Here is an 18,524-nt window from a genome sequence, read left to right on the forward strand (position 1 = left end):
GGAGGGGCGGATGCCGAAGGTCTTTTTCACCTATGTCTGGGGACCGCCCGGCGACCCGTGCTGGCCGTTGACCTTCGGCTCCAAGGCCGCCCGCACGCAGGCCAACAAGGCCCTAACTGAAGGTGACTATGTCTTCACCGTTGGCACCAAGGGGGAGGCGACACAGCGAGAGAGCCAAGGCCGCGTCCTTGGCCTCTATCAGGTCTCATCTCTCGAAGTGAACACGATCGATTACATGGACCAGATCGGCACCAGCGGCAACACGGAGCGTGCGGCAAGCGAGTTCCCCTATGCGCTGCATCCGATATCGGTCTGGGAAATCACGTCACCGGAGAATACCTTCTCGCGCCTCGTCGGCCCTCTGACCGGCGCCTATCATTTACGGGCACAATCGACCGTCGTCGAGCTCGATCCGGAGACAGCGGCTCCGCTGCTAGCACTCGCGCGTCGCCCGGTCTCGCTGGCTGAGCCGAGAACATTGCTCGGACGCGGTTTGGTCGCCCACAAGAACAGCAAACTGGCGCCCAAACACGAGGGCGCGTTCAGCGGCGCCTTCGGCGAGCATGATATATGGTATGTCTACGTCCTTGCGCTGAAGGATCGACAAGGTCGCGACCTTGCCTTCAAGATCGGTTATGCCAGCGACCCTGCCGCCCGTTGTGCGGCCTATCAGGCTCCCATGGCTTCGGAAGTGACTGGCCTCACCTGGAAGCCTGCCTGCAGTCAAGCGACTGGAAGCGAAGATGACGCCCGCCGGATAGAACAGGCACTACTGGCGCATTTTTCGAAATACAAGCTGCCCAGCAACGGAGAGATCATTCGCGGACCTTCGGAAACGCAAATCCTATCGACACTGGCAGTCATCCTCCGGCAGGGGTGAGAAACCAGGATTAGCCCATTCAGTGATCTGAATTAGTCTCAGCGAGTGGGGGACGCTTGCAGTCAGGCCGGAAATCATTTCCGCAGCCTCAGCCCTTGAACACCTCTCTACGGTGGTACCCCAGAAACTGCGAATGCGGCCGCTCATCAGCGCGTGCCGGCACAAGCAGGCGCCGCTCTGGATTGATGAGCCGTGTCACAGTGTCGGGAACACCACCGCTGGCGATCAGCAGACCGTAATCATCATCGACCGAGATCAGTCCGCGGTCGAACATCCAGTGCACAGTTCCGGATAGAGCCAAGCCATTGCGGACGCTGTCCGGGCCGCCATCGGCCACCGGGCGAATGTGCGCGGCCTGCACCTCCGATCGCCCGCCACCATTGATCAGCTTGAGGCCGGTGACGGCGCAGGTATCCTGATACGCGGACTTGATGGCCACGGAAAACGCCCGGTCGCGGAACGGCCGCTGCACCACCTGTGAGACGATCCGACGGTCGACGCTGTCGGCCTCGTAGGGCATCTGAGGATTATGACCAAAGCCAATGCGCGCCTCCTCGACCGGATCCGGCGCCGGGCGTTCTCGATCCCGCTTGCCGAGCACATGCGCGAAGCCAGCCGCGAGGATCAGGTCATATTCGGCGTCGGAAATGTTGCGGACCGCGCGACCGAAGGCCCCCTTGTTCGTGGAGCCATCGTCTTTCTTTAGGCCGCTCTCGTAATAGTGTTCCGCCTCCTTGAAGGGGACGGCATGATCGAAGGGCAGGAAGTCATCGACGAGCGCGTAGAAGTGGTCGGTCTTAGATGGATCCTCGATGATGTCGATGATCCGGGCCGTCGCGAAATAAGCCTGCCTGCCGCCCGTCTTCATTAGATCGCCGCTCGGCCGCCTAGGTTCGTAATAGACGATCCAGTCTCCCCGCGCGGCTTCGACCTGCCGCAGATATGTGCGCGGGAAATGGTACCGCTGCTCTGGCAAGTCGTCATAAGTAGGATCGACCTTGGTCGTCAGAATTGCCTTCGCCATTGCACGCCGATCCCTCGCATAGCACTCCCCGCCGTTCGTTTCTGGCTACCAGGTCGCGCATTTCATGGGAAGCGCAAGTGATGGGTGACTAGGGGCGGTTTTGGTGGTCTGCGACACCCAAAAGGGAGCTTGGGATTTACTTAGGTGAGAATGAAGCAACAAGTTCTTTCAGCCTGTGGACGGCCCCATTTTTTCAAGTATCTAAAGTAAAAATCTAGGTAAATCGCCAATTGTTGACAACTTCATTAGTCGTTACTGATTTGACATTACTTCAAAGTGGCTCATAATTAAGGGGTAGATTTCAAACGAGTCTACAACGTCAAAACAACGCAGGAGTTATCTCGTGACCAACACTACAAAGACACCATCGACCACCGCATCCGCCGATCAATTTTACAAGGCCCATAGTGTCCCCGAGGACATCAAGAGCCGCCTCGAAAGCACTGCCATATTTCTGATCAGCGCGACGCGACGGTCTACTGAAGAGACCTTTGAACTCGGCGAGCACCTCGAACAGGCCGCCACGCTGCTGCCGGATGGAACAGTGGAGCAATGGGCGGCCGAGCGGTGTGGCTACACAGCGCGTCACATCCGAACCTTGCGCGCAACGGCGCGTAACCTTGGTGCATACAGGCAGGTTCTCGTTGAACTCGCCGTCGGTCCGACCGTTGTCGGCAAACTCAGCTCAGCGAACCCTGAACAGATCGACCAAGCGATCGGCATGGCGCGGGAAACTGGCCGCCTCAGGGTTCAGGACGTAACGGCAATCATTTCCGGGTCCAAGGAAGGTACCGAACAGGAGGAGGACGTCGATCCCTTTGATGTCGGCGGTCCTGACGGTCTCAAGGCTATCGTTGCGCTCAAGGTCCGCGAAGGCATGAAGTCATTCATCGCACACGTGAATGAAATCCGCGCGCATATCGAAGAAGCGCTGCCGAAGCAAAACATCGTCAAAAAAGCTCTTGTTCAGAGAACGGCTTTGACTGCACGGCTGGCAAGGGAGGAACTGAAAAGTCTTGCCGAGTTCGTTACACCGCACCCCGAAGCAGCTTACCACATCAACTCCACATTGCTTCCGGCTCGCACGAAATGGGCAGCAGTCGGCGATCTTCTTTACAACATGGGCGGCGAAGATACCTGGCCGGACAAAGCGGGACTTCGCGCGTGGTTGGAAAACGAAGTGCTCCCGCTGCTGAATTGGGTGGCTCCGAAGCCGCCAGAGTCGAGAGCATTGAAGGCTAAAGCCGCTTCCGTTGACGTGCTGCCCGCCAAGAAAGCGACGGCTAAACTGGCGAGGGGATCAAAATTGATAGCCGAGACCTTTCCGACACTGAAGGAAGGTTTGGAGTCGATGTTTGCCGGGGTCGGTATCGACGCTAGGGTAAACCTTACCGCCCCGGAAAAGAAGACGACGATCCCGACTTTGTCGGAGGCCCTCGCCAAACCCCAGTCCCACAGTCCGCGTCCTGCCGTCCTCGGCGAAGCCAAACTCGCCTCAGCGGCAGCAGCTTGAGGTCCGATCGGAAGGCTTGACTGTCCATTTTGCCATCGAACTCGAAAGGGCCGCTCGTCGGCCCTTTTCAATTTGGGGATCAGTTCCGACCTGATTGAGGATGGGATCCGATGGGCGATCTCGAATGCGATCGCTGTCCGGACGCTGTGAGCCCACCGTTAACCTTGTACCGGCTTTGTTCTGTTTTGTTTTCCCAGGGTCCTTGAGCCCCAGCTCGGGTCCTGCCAGGGTAAGCGCGTTCCGGATGACCGGAACAAGCGGCCCAAGCCAGTGTTTGCACCACTGACAAGGGCCTGACCGTCAACCTTGATAAGAAGGAATCGGGCTATGAGCACGAATACCGCTTCTGTCCCCTATGGGGAAGTTCTCAACTCACTCGCCAACGCCAGCGCATCGGCCATGTCAGGCTCCCGCCCGCGCACGTTTGGTTTTGGCCGCAATGTGGCTGCCGCGCCGATCCGTGAACCCGCCGTGTTGCGCCGGCATCCGCACCTCGTCCGCTTCGCAGACGTCGAAGCCGATCTCGATGTCCTCATCGATCGCGCCATCACTGCGATCACGGATGGCGAACCGACCGAAGATGAGATCTTGGGCCACTACGTTCACATCGCGTCGCTCGTCCGGGCGGTCTCGTTCCGCGAAGGGAAGCTGCTCGAATACGCGTTTGAACGGGTGGCCCGGGCGAATCCGAATGTGCTGGTGCTGACGCAATCGCTCAAACTGCCGCTGGTCAAGGCAGCGCTTGAAGCGGTGTCCGGCAATGATTGGTCGAGCCTCGACGGTATCAAACTTGATTGCGAGTCACCGGCCAAGGGCAGCTACACGCCGGACTTGATCGTGGTGAACCGCGCGCGACACACGGCCTACATCCTCGACCTCAAGCGCTCGCTCGCGTCATATGGCGATACCAGCCGCCTCGAGGAACTGAAGACAAAGATGATGGCCGCGGCGATGGTTTTGCCAGACTGGCTTTACAAGACCCAAAAGCGATTGATGGTTGATACCGTTGAAGTCGCGATCGTCGATGGAGCCAGCCGTCCGAGTGATCACGCCACCGGCATCTGGGCGCTCTCCGAAATCGATGACCTGCTTGAGATCGACGGGGCCGCATCTTGCATGGCGGAACTGCGCCGCCGCTTCGGCATCCGGGTGCAGCAGCTTCTCGAGGTTGAAGCGCGCAAGGCTATTGGGGTGGATGAGCGGTTCGCCGAAGCGGTTGCCGATACTAAAGCCGAGCTGATCGCGCTGAAGCCACCTCGGATCAACCTCAACGGCCCGGACCGGACGTTCGAGGAAGATATGGCTGCCCGATCGTTCGACGAGGATCTGGATCGCGCCCCCTGGGAGGAAGAGAGCTTCGAGCGGCTGGATTCAATAGATGTCGACAAGCCGCGCCCGGTCTTCTTCCGCGTCGGCTACGCTCGCCGTCCTGCGCCGCATTGATCTGATCCGTTTGATGATCTGAGTACTGCAGCCAGGCGCTTGCCGTCAGGCTGTGGGCGTTGATCGCCACCGCTTTCGGGCCGTGGATCCTCTCACCATTCCCCGTTCCCCGTTTGCGCTGGACCCTGATGCGGTCCAGCCAAGGAGTTCCCATGTCTTCTGACATCCATTCGGAGGGGCTGCCGCGCATGCATTGCGAAGCTGTCACCCCGAGCAACCGACCGACGACACTTGACTGCCACCGTCCCCACGATGCCTTGCTCCGTACCCGGCGTGCCCCCACCGATCAATCGCCCACGGATGATCCTGCCGTCGCGATCGGCCTCGCACTTGGTCACGTTCGGACCCAAGACGGACTGACTGGCGCCGTGCCGCCTCGCGTGATGGCCCACCTGCTAGTCCATATCGAGCGTGGCGATCCAGCCTGCCAAGTGGTTATGGATTGGCTCGCCAAGCGCAGCCGCAACACCGCCATGCAGATCCAGCGTCGCAGGGTTCGCGAGCGCGCCCGGCCAGAGCCGGGCCATCTCCGGAAACGCGCCTTGCGGGCACGAGACCTTGGCCTATCCGACTTGGCAATTATTGCCGAGACTGCGGAGGGTAACATCAATGAGTAAGATCGCCCGTTTGTTGGTTCACCGGCTCGAACAGCTTGCCAGGCGCGAGGCGAGGCGCAACGCCCTGCGCAACGGTTTGCTGGACGTGAAGGCCATCGAGATCGACGGTCACATGACCCGGCGCTACACGCCCGTGTTCGACACCTCGTCCCTCACCGGCGATCGGGACAGGGACTTGGCATGGGTGCGGCGGCACTTTGGCGACTATCTGCAGCCAGCGGCGGGAGCGTTCGCAGGCACTTCCGTGCCCGCTGGTCTGCGTTCGGGATCTCGGCGGCGGTCCAATTCTAAGAATGAGCGTCTGTCTGACGCTGATCATGCAAACCGCGCCTATGCCATCGGCCTGATCGGCCAAGCGGGCAAAGGACCCCTCGTCACCAACATCATCGCTGCCATCGTCCTTGCGAGGACGATCGAGAGAGCCCGTGTGACCTTAGCTACAGTGACACGCGCGGCGGCGATGCCGGCTCCGGTGATCGCCTTGCATGCGCCGATCATCGGCTTCGAATCCGCAATCCGACGGCTGATCGAAGTCCCGGGCTTTGTGCCAGGTGGCGATCTCAAGGGGCTCGACGGTGAGTATGTCTATGACGACATGACCATCGCCGGAGATGAAGGCCCGGGAAGAACCTACGTCCTGTTGCTTGGGCACCTCTTGCGCCGCGTGGCTGGCGGCAATCTGCAGCGTCGGCTCCTCAATGCGCTGCGACGTGACTATCCCGTCGTTGCAATCTGCGAAGATGCGAAGGGTGTTCCGGACGCAGTCAGCATCGCGGCCGACATCAATCTCATCGGCGGGAGGCTCGACTACCCATTCCTGATCCTAATGCTCGAAGCTATCTACGGCTCAAACGGAAGGTCAGCGCTCGATCGGTGGACCAACGCCTACGATCTCCACTACCTCACCATCGATGACGTTGTGCTGGCCTTCCGACCGCGGCGCAGCGCAGCCGAGGTCGTTGCGATCCTTGCGTCGCTTACCGAGCGCAATCGCATTGCGGCGCGCGATGGCGACAATGATGACGATGAGAGCGACGGGTCCTCAACTGGCTCCACAACGTCGAAGCAAAAGCCTGGCAAGGCGAACCATGACACGTCTGCTTCGGGGCAAGACAGCAGCAGTGGCGGGTGGAGACGCGACAAGCCGTCCGGGGCCGAGGTCATTCCGCCAGAGCCCTGGAACGAAGACGGCAGCCCGCCGAGTCTCGCGGTCGAGACGCTCCCCGGATACGGCAAAGCCAAAACCTGGGCGCTTGATCTCAAGGCCGACCTTGATGACTACCGAGCCTCGGCCCTCGCCTGGTCTGACATGAGCACCAAGCTGCTTCTCTCGGGACCACCGGGGACCGGCAAGACGACATTCGCGCGGGCGCTCTGCAACAGCCTTAAGGTGCCGCTGGTGGTCAGCTCCGTCTCGACCTGGTTGCAGGGTGCGCATCTAAGTGACGTCCTCAATCGCATGGCCAGGACCTTTGCCGAGGCGCGTGCCGTGGCACCTGCTATTCTCTTTATCGACGAGATCGACGGCATCGGAAAACGCCAGCCGGCAGAGCGAGAATACGCGGACTATTGGAATGGTGTCGTCAACAAGGCGCTCGAACTGCTCGATGGTGCGGTCAAGGGCGAAGGCCTGATTGTTGTCGGGGCGACCAACAGACCGGAGCAGATCGACGAGGCCCTGAAACGCTCCGGGCGCCTGGAAACCCACATCGAGATTCCGAGGCCTGACACTGCGACGCTGGCCGAGATCTTCCGGCATCATCTTGGCGAAGATCTGAAGGTGCTGGTCGCCGAGTGGCAGGTGCCAACCAAGGAGGAACCCGAGATCCCCAAGCCGTCCCCGGATGCGGACGACAACCTGAGTCAACAAGCAGCGCTGAATGGAGGCAGCCAATGATGGATCAAGCCATGACCAATACCGGATCAAGTGTGAGCGACGCTCAATCGGTCCTGAAGCGTCTGGGGACCCGCGCGATGGGGCTCACGGGAGCCGATGTCGAGCGCATTGTACGCGAGGCCCGCCAGGTCGCCCGAAGGCAGAAGCGTCTAATCCGCTATCAGGACCTCGAAGACGGTATCCGGATGAACAGGCCGCAGCTTCCGCACGATTTACGCTGGCGCTTCGCTGTCCACGAGGCAGGGCATGCAATCGTCCATCACGTCCTCAAGCTCGGTCCAATCCAGGGGATTACGATCGATATGCCCGATGGCGGGTACAGTCTTCTAGCGTTCCAGAGGTCCGGCAGTGATACGCTGAGCTATCGCGAGGACCTGCTGGCGATGCTGCTGGCCGGGCGGGCCGCAGAGCAGATTGTCTTCTGCTCCGTGTCCGTCGGCTCGGCGGGATCAGATGACAGTGACCTCGCCCGTGCGACCGGGCTTGCCCTCGCGATTGAGCGCAGTCTCGGCTTTGGAGCGGTGCAGCCGCTCCTCTACCGTGACGACAAGGATCCGACCCAAGTCCTCGATGCGCATCCGGATCTGGCCGCTCGCGTACATGCTCGGCTTGAGAAGGCGTTGGCGAAGGCGATGGATCTGCTCACCGGAAGCCGGGATAAGCTTGATCGGCTGACGGCGGTTCTGTTTGAACAGCAGGCGCTGGATGGGGAGGCGGTAATCGACATCCTCGATGACCGGACCAGCGTTGCCATCCGATAAACGATGTCGATTTGAGCCAACTGACTTCGAGTTGTCGGCAAGGCATCTCGCGTTGGCGGTAATCTGAAACAAATTGCGCATGTTTGATTCCGACCTCGGGATTTCTGATTCAGAAGTCTGGCAGATCGATTCTGTAACGGCGTTCACCCTAAGGCAAATCGACTTGCATCGAGATAACGCGCCCGCAACTCGAAACAAATTGCGCTTGCTTGATTCCAAACTCTGGATTTCCGATTCAGCACTCGATGGTTTCGATTCAGCCAAAACAAGCTTGTGTCGCGCCGCCGGTCCCCTGACCATGATAGGGCCAGAAATCCATGAGGAGGGCGTATGACATTGAAAGCAGCGAGGCAGCGCCAGAAGGCACTGCGCGACGCCAACAGGCGGGCAAGGCGCCCGGAACGGGATGACGTTGCCCGCGTTGCCCTGTTCTGGCTGATCCGGAGGGCAATCGAAAAGGGGCAGGAAGCCGAGCTGGAGAAGTTCCAGGAAAAGATCGTCTCGATGCTGGTTGACCAGGGTTTTGACGAGCGCGAATGCGATCTTGTTTTCGATGATCTCGTAGGAAAGTACCGGGTCGATGACCGTCCGTTCCGGCGAAAGCTTCACCTTCTCCATCCAGATGGCGCTCTTGAGGATGAGTGAGAGCTGACCAGAGTTAGCTTCGGTGCCTTCGTGTTTACCGCTGTTGCCAAGCAGTGAGCGCCGAACGGCGTTCATCTGATCCGGACGTATTCCCCCCATTACTTCACAAAACGCCGTTTGATTCTGAATCGGAATTCCACAGCGCCCCCAACCTCAAACGTTTCGTTAACGCAGCTCGCCTAGCTCGACTGCCCCTCTCGATCGAGGGGCAGAATAACCACGAGCATGATGTGAAATGACGAAGCTTACAGCCATCAGAACCTTTCAGCGAAAGATCGACGCCTATTGCCTGCAGCGACTGAACCCCATCTTTTCCAGCGATGACGCTGAGGCGCTCAAAGCCTACATGCGACGCTTAATCGAGCGCAGATGCGGACCGCCGAGAACCAATGGCGGAACCGACTGGCAAATCGTTTCCAGAGTGACTGGTGTCGACGCAGAGCTGTTGGCAACGCATCACCGTGCACTTGATCCGGGCTTCGATGCAATCATCCGCTGGGGCAGGGACGGCAGCCTGTCTGAAGCCGATCGATCTGTCCCGAGGCCCCGCCGAGTAGCAGCGGCGCGTAAAGCAGCAAAACCCGCTATGGCGAAAGAGGGGGCGGAATCACGCCCATCAACTATCGAGCCGACGGCTTCGCAGAGAGTGTCCTCGGGAACAGTGGAGTTTCCCGAGCCTCTTTTTACCGAATGGATCGAACCCTCCGGCTTTGCCGAGGCTCTGGCGCTTCATATGCGAAGGCACAGTGAAACCTACTGGGTTCTGCACCGATCAATCGTTCGACCGGACGAGCCAACCGACAAGAACACGATCCTGAGCTGGATGGAGGGCAGGCGCGTGCCTCGCAGCACAGACAGCTTCGAGGTGCTGGGGAGGATCGAGCGCCGCTACAGGCTGCCCCAAGGCTATTTCAAGGCGAAGCTGCCGCATCAAGCACGCTCATGCTCCGGCTTTGATCTATCAGGGATCGAGCCCGCCGAGCGTCGCCGACTGGCCTGGCATCTGCCCGATGATTTCAACTCTCTGCCGTTCGCCAAACGGGAGGAAATTCTTGAATGGGTCCGGCGGGTGATCATCAGCGGCTCTACCGATTATCGGAAATTTCAGGCGGCGGCGGCGAAGCAGCGCTATGCCATCAGGTTCCCAGGAGTAGCCTATGGCGGGCAGGTGCACCGGAGTGGAAAGATTGACGTCACTGTGGATGACCACGGTGCGATCGAGGATCCCGACCTTCTCTCTGGTGTTATCGATGCGCCGCCAGCGCTCGCCATGGAGATGGCCGATCTCATTCGTTTCAAAACGTCTGCGCTCACCTCGATCGGCTTTCAGCGCAGCGGGGTCTGGGGCGAAGAAACTGCTTCCCAAAAGATCGAACATCTTGGCTTGATGTTCGGGGCGCTGGCGGCCTCGAAGAGCGGAGAAATTCAAGGGTGCGGGGTGCCCCTGCGCCATCTGACCTTTGGCCTTCTGATCTTTCCAGGCGTTTGGGACTGGTATCTGCAATGGCGGGAGTGCCGCCGGGGCTTCTACACGTCCTGGGAAGTCGACATGCTGCGCATTGCGTTGGCGATCACCAAGGAGGGGACTGGGTGGCTTCGCCAACATCCAGAGCTTCTGACCCGGGTGCATGCGATTCCGGGGCTCGTCTCTCAAAACGAGATCGACTACGCCCGCGAGGACTGGCATGGCGCCTGCGAGGATTTCCACAAGCATGCGTCACAACGCGTGAAGGAAATTCAGCGCATCGCACGCGTCCATCGCGATCCCTTCGAACCCATTATGCCCGTTCTTGAAGCTGAAAGCCCGGTCGGCGAGTACAGGAAGATCACAGAAGAGATCATTCGGCTGATGCCTGATGAGGAGCTCTATCCTCGCCCTGCCGCCGAGGCCGTCCGCTCATTTCTGATGTTGCGACTTGGGCTGCATCTCGGATTGCGCCAGAAGAACCTGAGGCAATTGATGTTGTGCCCTCGGGGGCAGATCCCGCGGTCTGAGCGTGTCCTCGAGAAGATGAAGCGCGGCGAGATCCGGTGGAGCGATCGAGACGGCGGCTGGGAAGTGTTGATCCCGGCCGTCGCATTCAAGAATGCCCATTCCTCATTCTTCGGCGACAAGCCCTTTCGTTTGATCCTGCCGGATCTTCTCGATCTGTATCGTTACATCGACGCCTATGTCGAACGGCATAGGGCGGTGCTGTTGCGAACGGCAGAGGATCCCGGAACCTTCTTTGTGAAGACGGTCAAAACGACCAGCACTGAGGCAGCCTATGACATCACCAGCTTCTATGAAGCGTGGCGGCTGACGATCCAGCGATACGGCATCTACAATCCCTATACCAGGCGAGGGGCCATCAAGGGTCTCTTGCCCCACGGCCCGCACAATGTCCGTGACGTGCTGGCCACGCACATCCTGAAGCAGACGGGCTCATATGAGCAGGCGAGCTACGCCATCCAGGACACCGCGGACATGGTGGCAAAACACTATGGTCGCTTCCTGCCTCAAGATAAGTCGGCACTCGCCGCACGTATCCTGAACCAGGTCTGGGAAGCGGCATAAGGGTCAGGGCCGATTGAGGCGGAAATCATTTCCGCCTCGACGTTTCCTTCTTGCCCTCACGCGCCCACGGAGGCGACTGCTTGTTCTCAATCCAGGGCAGGAGCTGGAGTGGCTTGTGTTCGACGTTCGATGTGATCACGGGGTAGTTTTGAAGAACGCTCCGCATCAGTGGGAGCCCGGCAGGATTGGTGTAGCGTGTATTGGTCTCGCTCCCCTCGGTGAGGCGACCTGAGATATCATCGATAACATCGGGCGACACTCCGGCCTGTTTCAATGTATCTGCCATTCCGTGGCGCAACGCATGGATCGCCCGGCCCCACATTTTCTCTCCAAGCGCATCACGCATAATCGGCGAGAACGTATCGTAGAAGCGATCGCCAGGGTCATTGTCGGTCTTGTCAGAGAACAGGTCAGGGAAAAGGGGGCCATATCCCAGTTTCTTGATCGCTTCGACATAGTCGATGAAGCCGAGCCGCACCAATTCGTCCGGGATCGGCAGCAGCCTCTCGGACTGTGTGTTCTTCAATCGCCGGTACTCGTTCGTTCGCAGCACAATGACATAGCCTTCCTCGTCCTTTGCGATGTCGTTGACGTGAAGACCAGCGAACTCATTCCTCCGGCTACCGAGATATGTGAGCATGATCGGCAGGTAATAAAGTGAGTCGTGGAAGACCTGTTTCCCGGGCTTCCTTCTTTTCCGGCGCAGATGATCCTGAGACCCTGTGTAGACTGGGCTTGAGAAAATTGGCGCGATGTCTTTCGGCGTAGGCTTGTATTGCTGGTGACGAATGTCTCCTGCTTTCGGCTTCCTCGGTCGCAGACCCTCGAAAGTCCAGGCCTCAATTTCGAAACCGTGGCCTTTGAGGTGCTTCAGAAAATGCTGAAGGTTTCCGAAATGTTTGCGAATTGTCGTGGCCGCGAGCCCCACTTTCGGCTTGGTTCCGGCAGCCTCAGCCAGGCGTTTCAATCTGTCACCTTCAGCACGCAATTCCGGGGCTGACATGACACGCATTCTGCTGCTTCGTCCCCAGTCTGTGGGGATATGGTTTAGGTGCTGACGGAGCTGGCCGATGTGATACTGCTCGATCTGGCCGGAATGTTCGACGCCGTGCTCGATGAGAACGGACTTGAAAATTCGAACCAACGCCATGGCATCTCGCCCGGTCGCTGGCTCCCATTCGTTACCCATATTGGCGATCAGCTTCTCACATTCCTGCTCGAAGTCAGAAACGGGGACGACCCGCTGTGCCCCCGACTTCGGTGCCAGAATGGCTTCGCTTGGCTCTGCTGGGCGCGGGGTCAGATCGAGATAGGCAGGCTTTGGTTCTTCCGAGGCCGGGGCCGGGGCGGGGGTCACGGGTGGAGGCACGACCTCCGCCTCTGCGGGAATGGAAGGAGTCTGGTCTAAAACCGGAGCGGCGACTTCGACTGCTGGGATCCGCGGTGCGGGACTGGCTGGTCTGCCGCCGCCAGTGAACTCGCTTAAGGTTTTATCGACCAGTTCGTGGCGCTCATCGATCTCGAGCAGGGCTGCTGCGCGACCCTCGAAGATCTTCGACGCTGCTCGCTGGCGATTAATCGCGGTGTCTTCAATTTCGAAGTGGTACATCAGCCTGCTGATGCCGGCTTCAAAACTTGCGCTAACGGCTGTCGTGCGCTCAGCACGATAATTGATGCGGATGGCATCGACGTGAGAGACTGGTACGCCATTTTTCAAGAGATAGCTAAGGCCGATGCACCCTTCCTCCAGGGAGAGTTCCACACGGGTTCCGAACTTAGCAAGCAGTTGGTAGGCCCAGCCCGCTTCAAGATCGAGCTCCATGTCAACGACATCACCCGCGCGCCCAAAGATCTTCGCAGCTTCGCTGATCTCTCCCAGTCGCTCGAGTTCCTTGTCGCGCTCGTGTTCAAAGAGCTTCTGGAGCTGCTGCTTGGACATTGTTTCCTTCGACTGCATCTTCAATTCGGCAAGCCGCGTGTTGAGTTTGCGGCCGATCATCTGTGCCTTCCTATGATCCGAACAATGAAGGGTCAGTGAAAGTCGGCTGCCGGGTTGGCAGTGAATGAAGGCTGCTGGAATGCGTGGCCGCCAGTAGAAGATGTTTCCCCGGCGGATAAGATTTTCGACCCCGTGGCGGACTGCCATGACGTAGACACCCTGAATCAGGCCCGAAGGTTACCCCGTGCCTATTTCGGCTTGGGTCTCACCTTTGGGCATCAGTTTTGGGCATCAGGTCGCCGATGACGCCAAAACGGGATCCGGCACGACGGAAAAACATGAGAATCAAGTCTTTTTGGGAGAATTGGCTGGGGAACCTGGATTCGAACCAAGATTAACGGAGTCAGAGTCCGTCGTTCTACCGTTGAACTATTCCCCACCAGGGTATCGCGTCGGCGATCGGTGAGCGGGCTTATAGACAAAAGCTTCTGCGTTGCAAAGACCCAAATCGCAAAAAAATCATCGAAGTTGAAAGCTTTGTCGGCCGGCGGCATGCGCTCCGATGTGGCCGAGGCGAAGGGGGCATGCGCGCCGTGGCCAGAGGTTCAGAAAAACCGTTTGGCGCAAATGGCTTGCGCTGATATGCTTTGGTCAACGAAACGAATGATGAAACCAGCGGCATGTGTCGATTTCGGCACCTTGCGCGGTTCAGTGGATAACTTCAGTGACAGACCCCAATCGCGGCGGACAGCCGAAAAGCGAGGGGGCGTCGACGGGCAGGCGCAAGGGCGGGTCTCACCGCCGGCGCGGCAAGGGCAAGAAGACGGGACCGGCTCCATACGGTCTCGATGCTTCTGCTTCGGCAGGATCGGCGGCAGCGCCGGTCCCTGAGCGACGTTCCGAAACGGTGATTGCGGATGGCCCCATCCGCAAGAGAAAGCGGCGCAGGCGCGGAAAAACCGCAGGTGCCTCGCCTGCGCATGATCACAGCCATGGAGATAGTGGAGCGGTTGTCATGCGGTCGGCCGACCGCAGGGCGGGTGAAGCCGCTGGCGGCTTGGCCGCGCAGTCAGCCCGATCTGCCGGGAATGCTACGGCCCCTGGAGCGGCGCAGCACGCGCCGCACGGATCCGCGGAACCGCAGGGTGAGCGCTCGCGCCAGTCAGGTGCCGTGCCGAATGGTGCACCGGTTTCGGCCCGTGGCGATCAGCCGGCGGGACGCAAGGGGCGCCGCCATCGCAACAAACGCGGTTCGGCGCAGAAGCCCGGCCATGTGCGCCCCCTGGCGGGCTCCGAACCGCCCTCTGTCGCCCACAAAACGCGTGCCGCCGATGCCGCCGCGCTGGCCAAACCCGCTCCGGCCAAATCGGGCAGCCATCGCCCGGCCCAGGCGCCTGTGGTCGATCGACCGCGGGGCAATTGGGAGTTCGCCTCCGACGATCTGTATGCCGCACTTGATCTCGGCACCAACAATTGCCGCCTGCTGATCGCCCAGCCGACACGACCCGGTCAGTTCCGGGTCGTCGATGCCTTCTCCCGCATCGTGCGGCTCGGTGAAGGCCTCGGCGCTACGGGTCGCTTGTCGCAGGATGCCATGGACCGCGCCGTCGACGCGCTTCGCATCTGCGCCTCCAAACTCGCCGGTCGTGAGATCAGGCGCATGCGCCTGATTGCCACGGAAGCCTGCCGTGCGGCAGAGAATGGCGAACTCTTCCTTGAGCGGGTGACGGCGGAAACCGGCCTGAAACTCGAAATCATCAACCGCGAAACCGAGGCGCGGCTCGCCGTCTCCGGCTGCTCGTCTCTCGTCGGACGCGAGGCGAGATCGGTGGTCCTCTTTGATATCGGCGGCGGCTCTTCGGAAATTGCGGTGATCCGCATCGCCGACAACAGGTCCAGCCGGCTCGCGAACCACATCACGCACTGGACCTCGCTTCCCGTCGGTGTGGTGACTTTGTCCGAGCGCCATGGTGGCCGTGACGTGACACCCGAAATCTTCGAGGCGATGACGGCGGAAGTGGGCGGCATGCTGGCCCGCTTCGAATGCCCGGATCTCGTTATCGGGTCGGATGGCATGCCGGAGGATTTCCACCTGATCGGTACGTCAGGCACGGTCACGACTTTGGCCGGCGTCCATCTCGATCTACCGCGTTATGATCGCCGCAAGGTCGACGGCCTCTGGCTGACCGATGCGGAAGTCACGGCGATGCAGGCGAAACTCCTGTCCTGGGACTATGCCGGCCGTGCGGCCAATCCCTGCATTGGCCCCGATCGCGCCGATCTGGTGCTCGCCGGCTGCGCGATCCTCGAAGCGATCCGCCGCCGCTGGCCGTCGAGCCGCATGCGGGTCGCCGATCGCGGCCTGCGAGAAGGCCTTTTGACCGATATGATGGCCGATGACGGCGTCTGGCGTCGCGGCCGAAGCCGCCGTGCCCCGACAGCACACCAGACGCCTCCACAGTCTCCGAGGGAACGCTGACCATGGCAAAGCCACCCATTGCCGGCAACCGGACCGGCCGCAAACTCGGCCAGAAGGTCAAGAAGGGCAAGCTGAAGGCCTCGTCCAGACGCTGGATCGAGCGCCACATCAACGACCCCTATGTCCAGCGTGCCAAGCTTGAGGGTTACCGCGCGCGTGCCGCTTTCAAACTCTTGGAGATCGACGAGAAGCACCAGATCCTGAAGGGTGCGACCCGCATCATCGATCTGGGGGCCGCCCCCGGTAGTTGGTCGCAGATCGCCGCCAAGGTGACCGATTCGACCGATGAGGACATCCGGGTCGCAGCCATCGACTTCCTCGAAATGGCACCGCTCCCCGGTGTAAAAATCCTGCAGCTCGACTTTCTCGATCCGGATGCGCCCCGCCAGCTGATCGAGGCCGTTGGCGGCACGCCGAACCTGGTGATTTCGGACATGGCCGCCCCCACGACCGGCCACCAGAAAACGGATCATCTGCGCACGATGCATCTTTGCGAAGTGGCCGCGCACTTCGCGGTGGAGGTTCTCGCCGAAGGGGGACACTTCCTTGCCAAGACCTTCCAGGGCGGCACGGAGAAGGATCTGCTCACCATGCTGAAGCAGAACTTCCGCCAGGTCATGCATATCAAACCGGCGTCGTCGCGCCAGGAATCGGTGGAAATGTTCCTGCTCGCCAAGGGCTTCAAGGGCAGAAGAGGCCCGGGAGTCGTCGAGCTTGACGAAGACGGCTTTGTACGTGACCCGCGCGAGGATGTTCCAGAAAGCGAAGATCTGGATCAGGGCTGAGGCGGGACGGGCATGTTCACCTACATCACCATCGGCATCAACGATCTGCCGCGCGCAGTCAGCTTTTACGATGCGGTTCTGGCAACCCTTGACATCGAGCGGCGGGAGATCAACGACACCGAAGCCGGATATGCTCTGGCCGGCGACAGCCGCTGCCGGTTCTGGATCACGCATCCCTTCGATCGCCGTCCGGCAACCGTCGGCAATGGTTCCATGCCGGCCTTCGAGGCATCATCACGGGCGGCGGTCGATGCGTTTTACGCCGCGGCGCTTGCCCATGGCGGCACCGATGACGGTGCACCGGGCATCCGCATCTTCCATCCGAATTTTTACGCCTGTTATGTCCGCGATCCCGATGGAAACAAGCTTTCGGCCCTGTGCGAACGCCCGGAGTGATGAAGCCGCCAGGTCACTTCACGCTGATCGTCTTGTCCTCCGGCGTCCGGCGATAGCCTGACACGGCCGAGCCCACATCGCGCGAAAGAGCGAAGAACGGCAGGACAGCGAACACCGACAGACCCGCGACCACGGCGAAGGCCAGATGGAAATCGCCGAGCGACAGCGTCTCGCCGGTCACGCGCGTGCTGGCCTCAAGAATGGCGGCTGCCGTTGCCACACCGAGCGCCAGGCTCACCTGCTGCAGGACCGAGGTCAGTGACGTCGCCTGCGATGCCTGCCGGTCCTCGATCTCGGCATAACCCAGCGTGTTGACGCCGGTGAAGAAGAACGAGCGGCAGAAACCGCCGATCAGCAACATGGTCATGATCAGCGCAATGGGCGTTGCTGGCGAAAAAACGCTGTTCGCCGCCGTCGTGATCGCCCCGCCGATGCCGGCTGCGATGAGCAGGTTGCGAAAGCCGGCGGCGGCGAAGGCGCGACGCGCAATGAACTTGGTCGAGATCGCCCCGACAGCCGCAATAAAGGTCGTCATGCCCGACTGGAAGGCGCTCATGCCGAAGCCGAGCTGCAGCATCAGCGGCAGAAGAAACGGCGTGGCGCCGGCCGCGATACGGAAAACCGTGCCCCCGATGATGGCGGCGCGAAAACTCCTGTTGGCAAACAGCGTGAGGTCGAGCAGCGGGGCAGGGTGGCGCCGCGCGTGCAGCACATAGAGGATGAGGCAAACAATGCCGGCAAGCGTCGCAGTCGCGCCGACAGCGATCGGCAGGGCTGGCAGGCTCAAGACGGAAAGACCGAAGACGAGGCCGGATGCCGCCCCCGAACTCAGGGCAAAACCCCGCCAGTCGATCGCCGCTGTCTCGATCGGCTCGATCTCCGGCAGGTAGCGGCTGGAGAGGACGAGCCCCAGAAGTCCGATCGGAATGTTGATCAGGAAGATCCAGTGCCAGCTGAAGAAGGTGGTGATGAAGCCACCCACCGGCGGTCCGGTGATCGGACCCAACAGGCCGGGAATGGTGAGAAGCGCCATGGCCGACACCAGCTCGGATTTCTTGGTGGTGCGCAGCAGGACGAGACGCCCCACGGGCGTCATCATAGCTCCGCCCATGCCCTGCAGGAACCGGGAGGCCACGAAGAAGAACAAGGAATCGGCCATTGCGCAGAGCAGCGAGCCGATCATGAAGACGATGATTGCCGCCCGGAAGATTCGCTTGGCCCCGAACCGGTCTGCCATCCAGCCGCTCACCGGGATGAAGATGGCGAGCGCCACCATATAAGCGGTAAGGGCGAGCTTCAGCGTGATCGGACCGACACCGAGATCGGCCGCAATGGTCGGAAGCGCGGTGGCGATTACCGTGGAGTCCATCTGCTCCATGAACAGGGCGACTGCGAGGATCAGGGGCGTAATGCGGTTCATGGGCATTCCGGAGTGGCCGTCGAGCGGTTCGGCAGCTGTGGCCTCATAGCGCGTCCAGGCCCAGGGTGAAACCCTTTTGCCATGCCGCGCGTTCTAGGCAACACCTGCAATTCGCCCGTCACACGGCAGAAGGCTTCACGTTGGTGTGAGGGAACTTTCCTCCGGCAT

General features: G+C 60.4%; 14 protein-coding genes and 1 tRNA gene. 11 read left to right on the top strand and 4 right to left on the bottom strand.

Going from position 1 to position 18,524, the window contains the following annotated elements:
* Window positions 1–10 precede the first annotated feature (10 nt).
* On the top strand, window positions 11–880 hold the full coding sequence (locus ACT53S_RS03705) for a GIY-YIG nuclease family protein (protein WP_476065955.1): 870 nt from the start codon (window positions 11–13) through the stop codon (window positions 878–880).
* Between the two features lie 88 nt (window positions 881–968).
* Here ACT53S_RS03705 and ACT53S_RS03710 read toward each other — a convergent pair whose 3' ends face one another.
* Complete coding sequence (locus tag ACT53S_RS03710) at window positions 969–1,904, bottom strand: HNH endonuclease (RefSeq protein WP_476065956.1); 936 nt, start codon at window positions 1,902–1,904, stop codon at window positions 969–971.
* 343 nt (window positions 1,905–2,247) lie between these two features.
* Between ACT53S_RS03710 and ACT53S_RS03715 the strand changes: the two genes are divergently transcribed.
* From ACT53S_RS03715 to ACT53S_RS03745, 7 genes are all read left to right on the top strand, one after another.
* Window positions 2,248–3,417: a hypothetical protein gene (locus tag ACT53S_RS03715; protein ID WP_476065957.1), complete on the top strand. Its 1,170-nt coding sequence runs from the start codon at window positions 2,248–2,250 to the stop codon at window positions 3,415–3,417.
* 327 nt (window positions 3,418–3,744) lie between these two features.
* Window positions 3,745–4,860: a hypothetical protein gene (locus ACT53S_RS03720; protein WP_476065958.1), complete on the top strand. Its 1,116-nt coding sequence runs from the start codon at window positions 3,745–3,747 to the stop codon at window positions 4,858–4,860.
* A gap of 411 nt (window positions 4,861–5,271) precedes the next feature.
* Complete coding sequence (locus tag ACT53S_RS03725; protein WP_476065959.1) at window positions 5,272–7,374, top strand: ATP-binding protein; 2,103 nt, start codon at window positions 5,272–5,274, stop codon at window positions 7,372–7,374.
* Window positions 7,371–8,135, top strand: coding sequence for an ATP-dependent metallopeptidase FtsH/Yme1/Tma family protein (locus ACT53S_RS03730; protein ID WP_476065960.1), 765 nt, complete (start codon window positions 7,371–7,373; stop codon window positions 8,133–8,135). The genes ACT53S_RS03725 and ACT53S_RS03730 overlap by 4 nt, the downstream gene beginning before the upstream one ends.
* A gap of 79 nt (window positions 8,136–8,214) precedes the next feature.
* Window positions 8,215–8,469: a hypothetical protein gene (locus ACT53S_RS03735; protein ID WP_476065961.1), complete on the top strand. Its 255-nt coding sequence runs from the start codon at window positions 8,215–8,217 to the stop codon at window positions 8,467–8,469.
* Complete coding sequence (locus ACT53S_RS03740; RefSeq protein WP_476065962.1) at window positions 8,466–8,780, top strand: hypothetical protein; 315 nt, start codon at window positions 8,466–8,468, stop codon at window positions 8,778–8,780. Before ACT53S_RS03735 ends, ACT53S_RS03740 begins: the two co-directional genes overlap by 4 nt.
* A gap of 235 nt (window positions 8,781–9,015) precedes the next feature.
* Window positions 9,016–11,337: a hypothetical protein gene (locus ACT53S_RS03745; RefSeq protein ID WP_476065963.1), complete on the top strand. Its 2,322-nt coding sequence runs from the start codon at window positions 9,016–9,018 to the stop codon at window positions 11,335–11,337.
* 25 nt (window positions 11,338–11,362) lie between these two features.
* Here ACT53S_RS03745 and ACT53S_RS03750 read toward each other — a convergent pair whose 3' ends face one another.
* Together ACT53S_RS03750 and ACT53S_RS03755 are read right to left on the bottom strand one after the other, a co-directional pair.
* Window positions 11,363–13,336 carry a site-specific integrase gene (locus tag ACT53S_RS03750; protein WP_476065964.1) on the bottom strand — a complete coding sequence of 658 codons (1,974 nt, stop codon included), beginning with the start codon at window positions 13,334–13,336 and terminating at the stop codon, window positions 11,363–11,365.
* A gap of 305 nt (window positions 13,337–13,641) precedes the next feature.
* Window positions 13,642–13,715, bottom strand: a tRNA-Gln gene (locus tag ACT53S_RS03755).
* Window positions 13,716–14,000: 285 nt separating this feature from the next.
* Between ACT53S_RS03755 and ACT53S_RS03760 the strand changes: the two genes are divergently transcribed.
* Genes ACT53S_RS03760 through ACT53S_RS03770 form a run of 3 tightly spaced genes read left to right on the top strand, consistent with a single transcriptional unit; the run spans window position 14,001 to window position 16,936 of the window.
* On the top strand, window positions 14,001–15,755 hold the full coding sequence (locus ACT53S_RS03760; RefSeq protein WP_476065965.1) for a Ppx/GppA phosphatase family protein: 1,755 nt from the start codon (window positions 14,001–14,003) through the stop codon (window positions 15,753–15,755).
* Window positions 15,756–15,757: 2 nt separating this feature from the next.
* Complete coding sequence (locus ACT53S_RS03765; RefSeq protein WP_113375959.1) at window positions 15,758–16,540, top strand: RlmE family RNA methyltransferase; 783 nt, start codon at window positions 15,758–15,760, stop codon at window positions 16,538–16,540.
* Between the two features lie 12 nt (window positions 16,541–16,552).
* The gene (locus ACT53S_RS03770) at window positions 16,553–16,936 is read left to right on the top strand and encodes a VOC family protein (protein WP_476065966.1); all 384 of its coding nucleotides are present in this window, start codon (window positions 16,553–16,555) and stop codon (window positions 16,934–16,936) included.
* Window positions 16,937–16,949: 13 nt separating this feature from the next.
* On the opposite strand, the gene ACT53S_RS03775 is transcribed toward ACT53S_RS03770, so the two are convergent.
* Window positions 16,950–18,356, bottom strand: coding sequence for a DHA2 family efflux MFS transporter permease subunit (locus tag ACT53S_RS03775; protein ID WP_476065967.1), 1,407 nt, complete (start codon window positions 18,354–18,356; stop codon window positions 16,950–16,952).
* Window positions 18,357–18,524 lie beyond the last annotated feature (168 nt).

This window comes from Allorhizobium sp. DMC15 (assembly GCF_056314065.1).

Excerpts from the sequence above, each read along its gene's own strand:
- ACT53S_RS03705 (WP_476065955.1), top strand. The coding sequence starts at position 11 with ATGCCGAAGGTCTTTTTCACCTATGTCTGGGGACCGCCCGGCGACCCG.
- ACT53S_RS03710 (WP_476065956.1), bottom strand. The coding sequence starts at position 1,904 with ATGGCGAAGGCAATTCTGACGACCAAGGTCGATCCTACTTATGACGAC.
- ACT53S_RS03720 (WP_476065958.1), top strand. The coding sequence starts at position 3,745 with ATGAGCACGAATACCGCTTCTGTCCCCTATGGGGAAGTTCTCAACTCA.
- ACT53S_RS03730 (WP_476065960.1), top strand. The coding sequence starts at position 7,371 with ATGATGGATCAAGCCATGACCAATACCGGATCAAGTGTGAGCGACGCT.
- ACT53S_RS03735 (WP_476065961.1), top strand. The coding sequence starts at position 8,215 with ATGTTTGATTCCGACCTCGGGATTTCTGATTCAGAAGTCTGGCAGATC.
- ACT53S_RS03740 (WP_476065962.1), top strand. The coding sequence starts at position 8,466 with ATGACATTGAAAGCAGCGAGGCAGCGCCAGAAGGCACTGCGCGACGCC.
- ACT53S_RS03745 (WP_476065963.1), top strand. The coding sequence starts at position 9,016 with ATGACGAAGCTTACAGCCATCAGAACCTTTCAGCGAAAGATCGACGCC.
- ACT53S_RS03750 (WP_476065964.1), bottom strand. The coding sequence starts at position 13,336 with ATGATCGGCCGCAAACTCAACACGCGGCTTGCCGAATTGAAGATGCAG.
- ACT53S_RS03765 (WP_113375959.1), top strand. The coding sequence starts at position 15,758 with ATGGCAAAGCCACCCATTGCCGGCAACCGGACCGGCCGCAAACTCGGC.
- ACT53S_RS03770 (WP_476065966.1), top strand. The coding sequence starts at position 16,553 with ATGTTCACCTACATCACCATCGGCATCAACGATCTGCCGCGCGCAGTC.
- ACT53S_RS03775 (WP_476065967.1), bottom strand. The coding sequence starts at position 18,356 with ATGAACCGCATTACGCCCCTGATCCTCGCAGTCGCCCTGTTCATGGAG.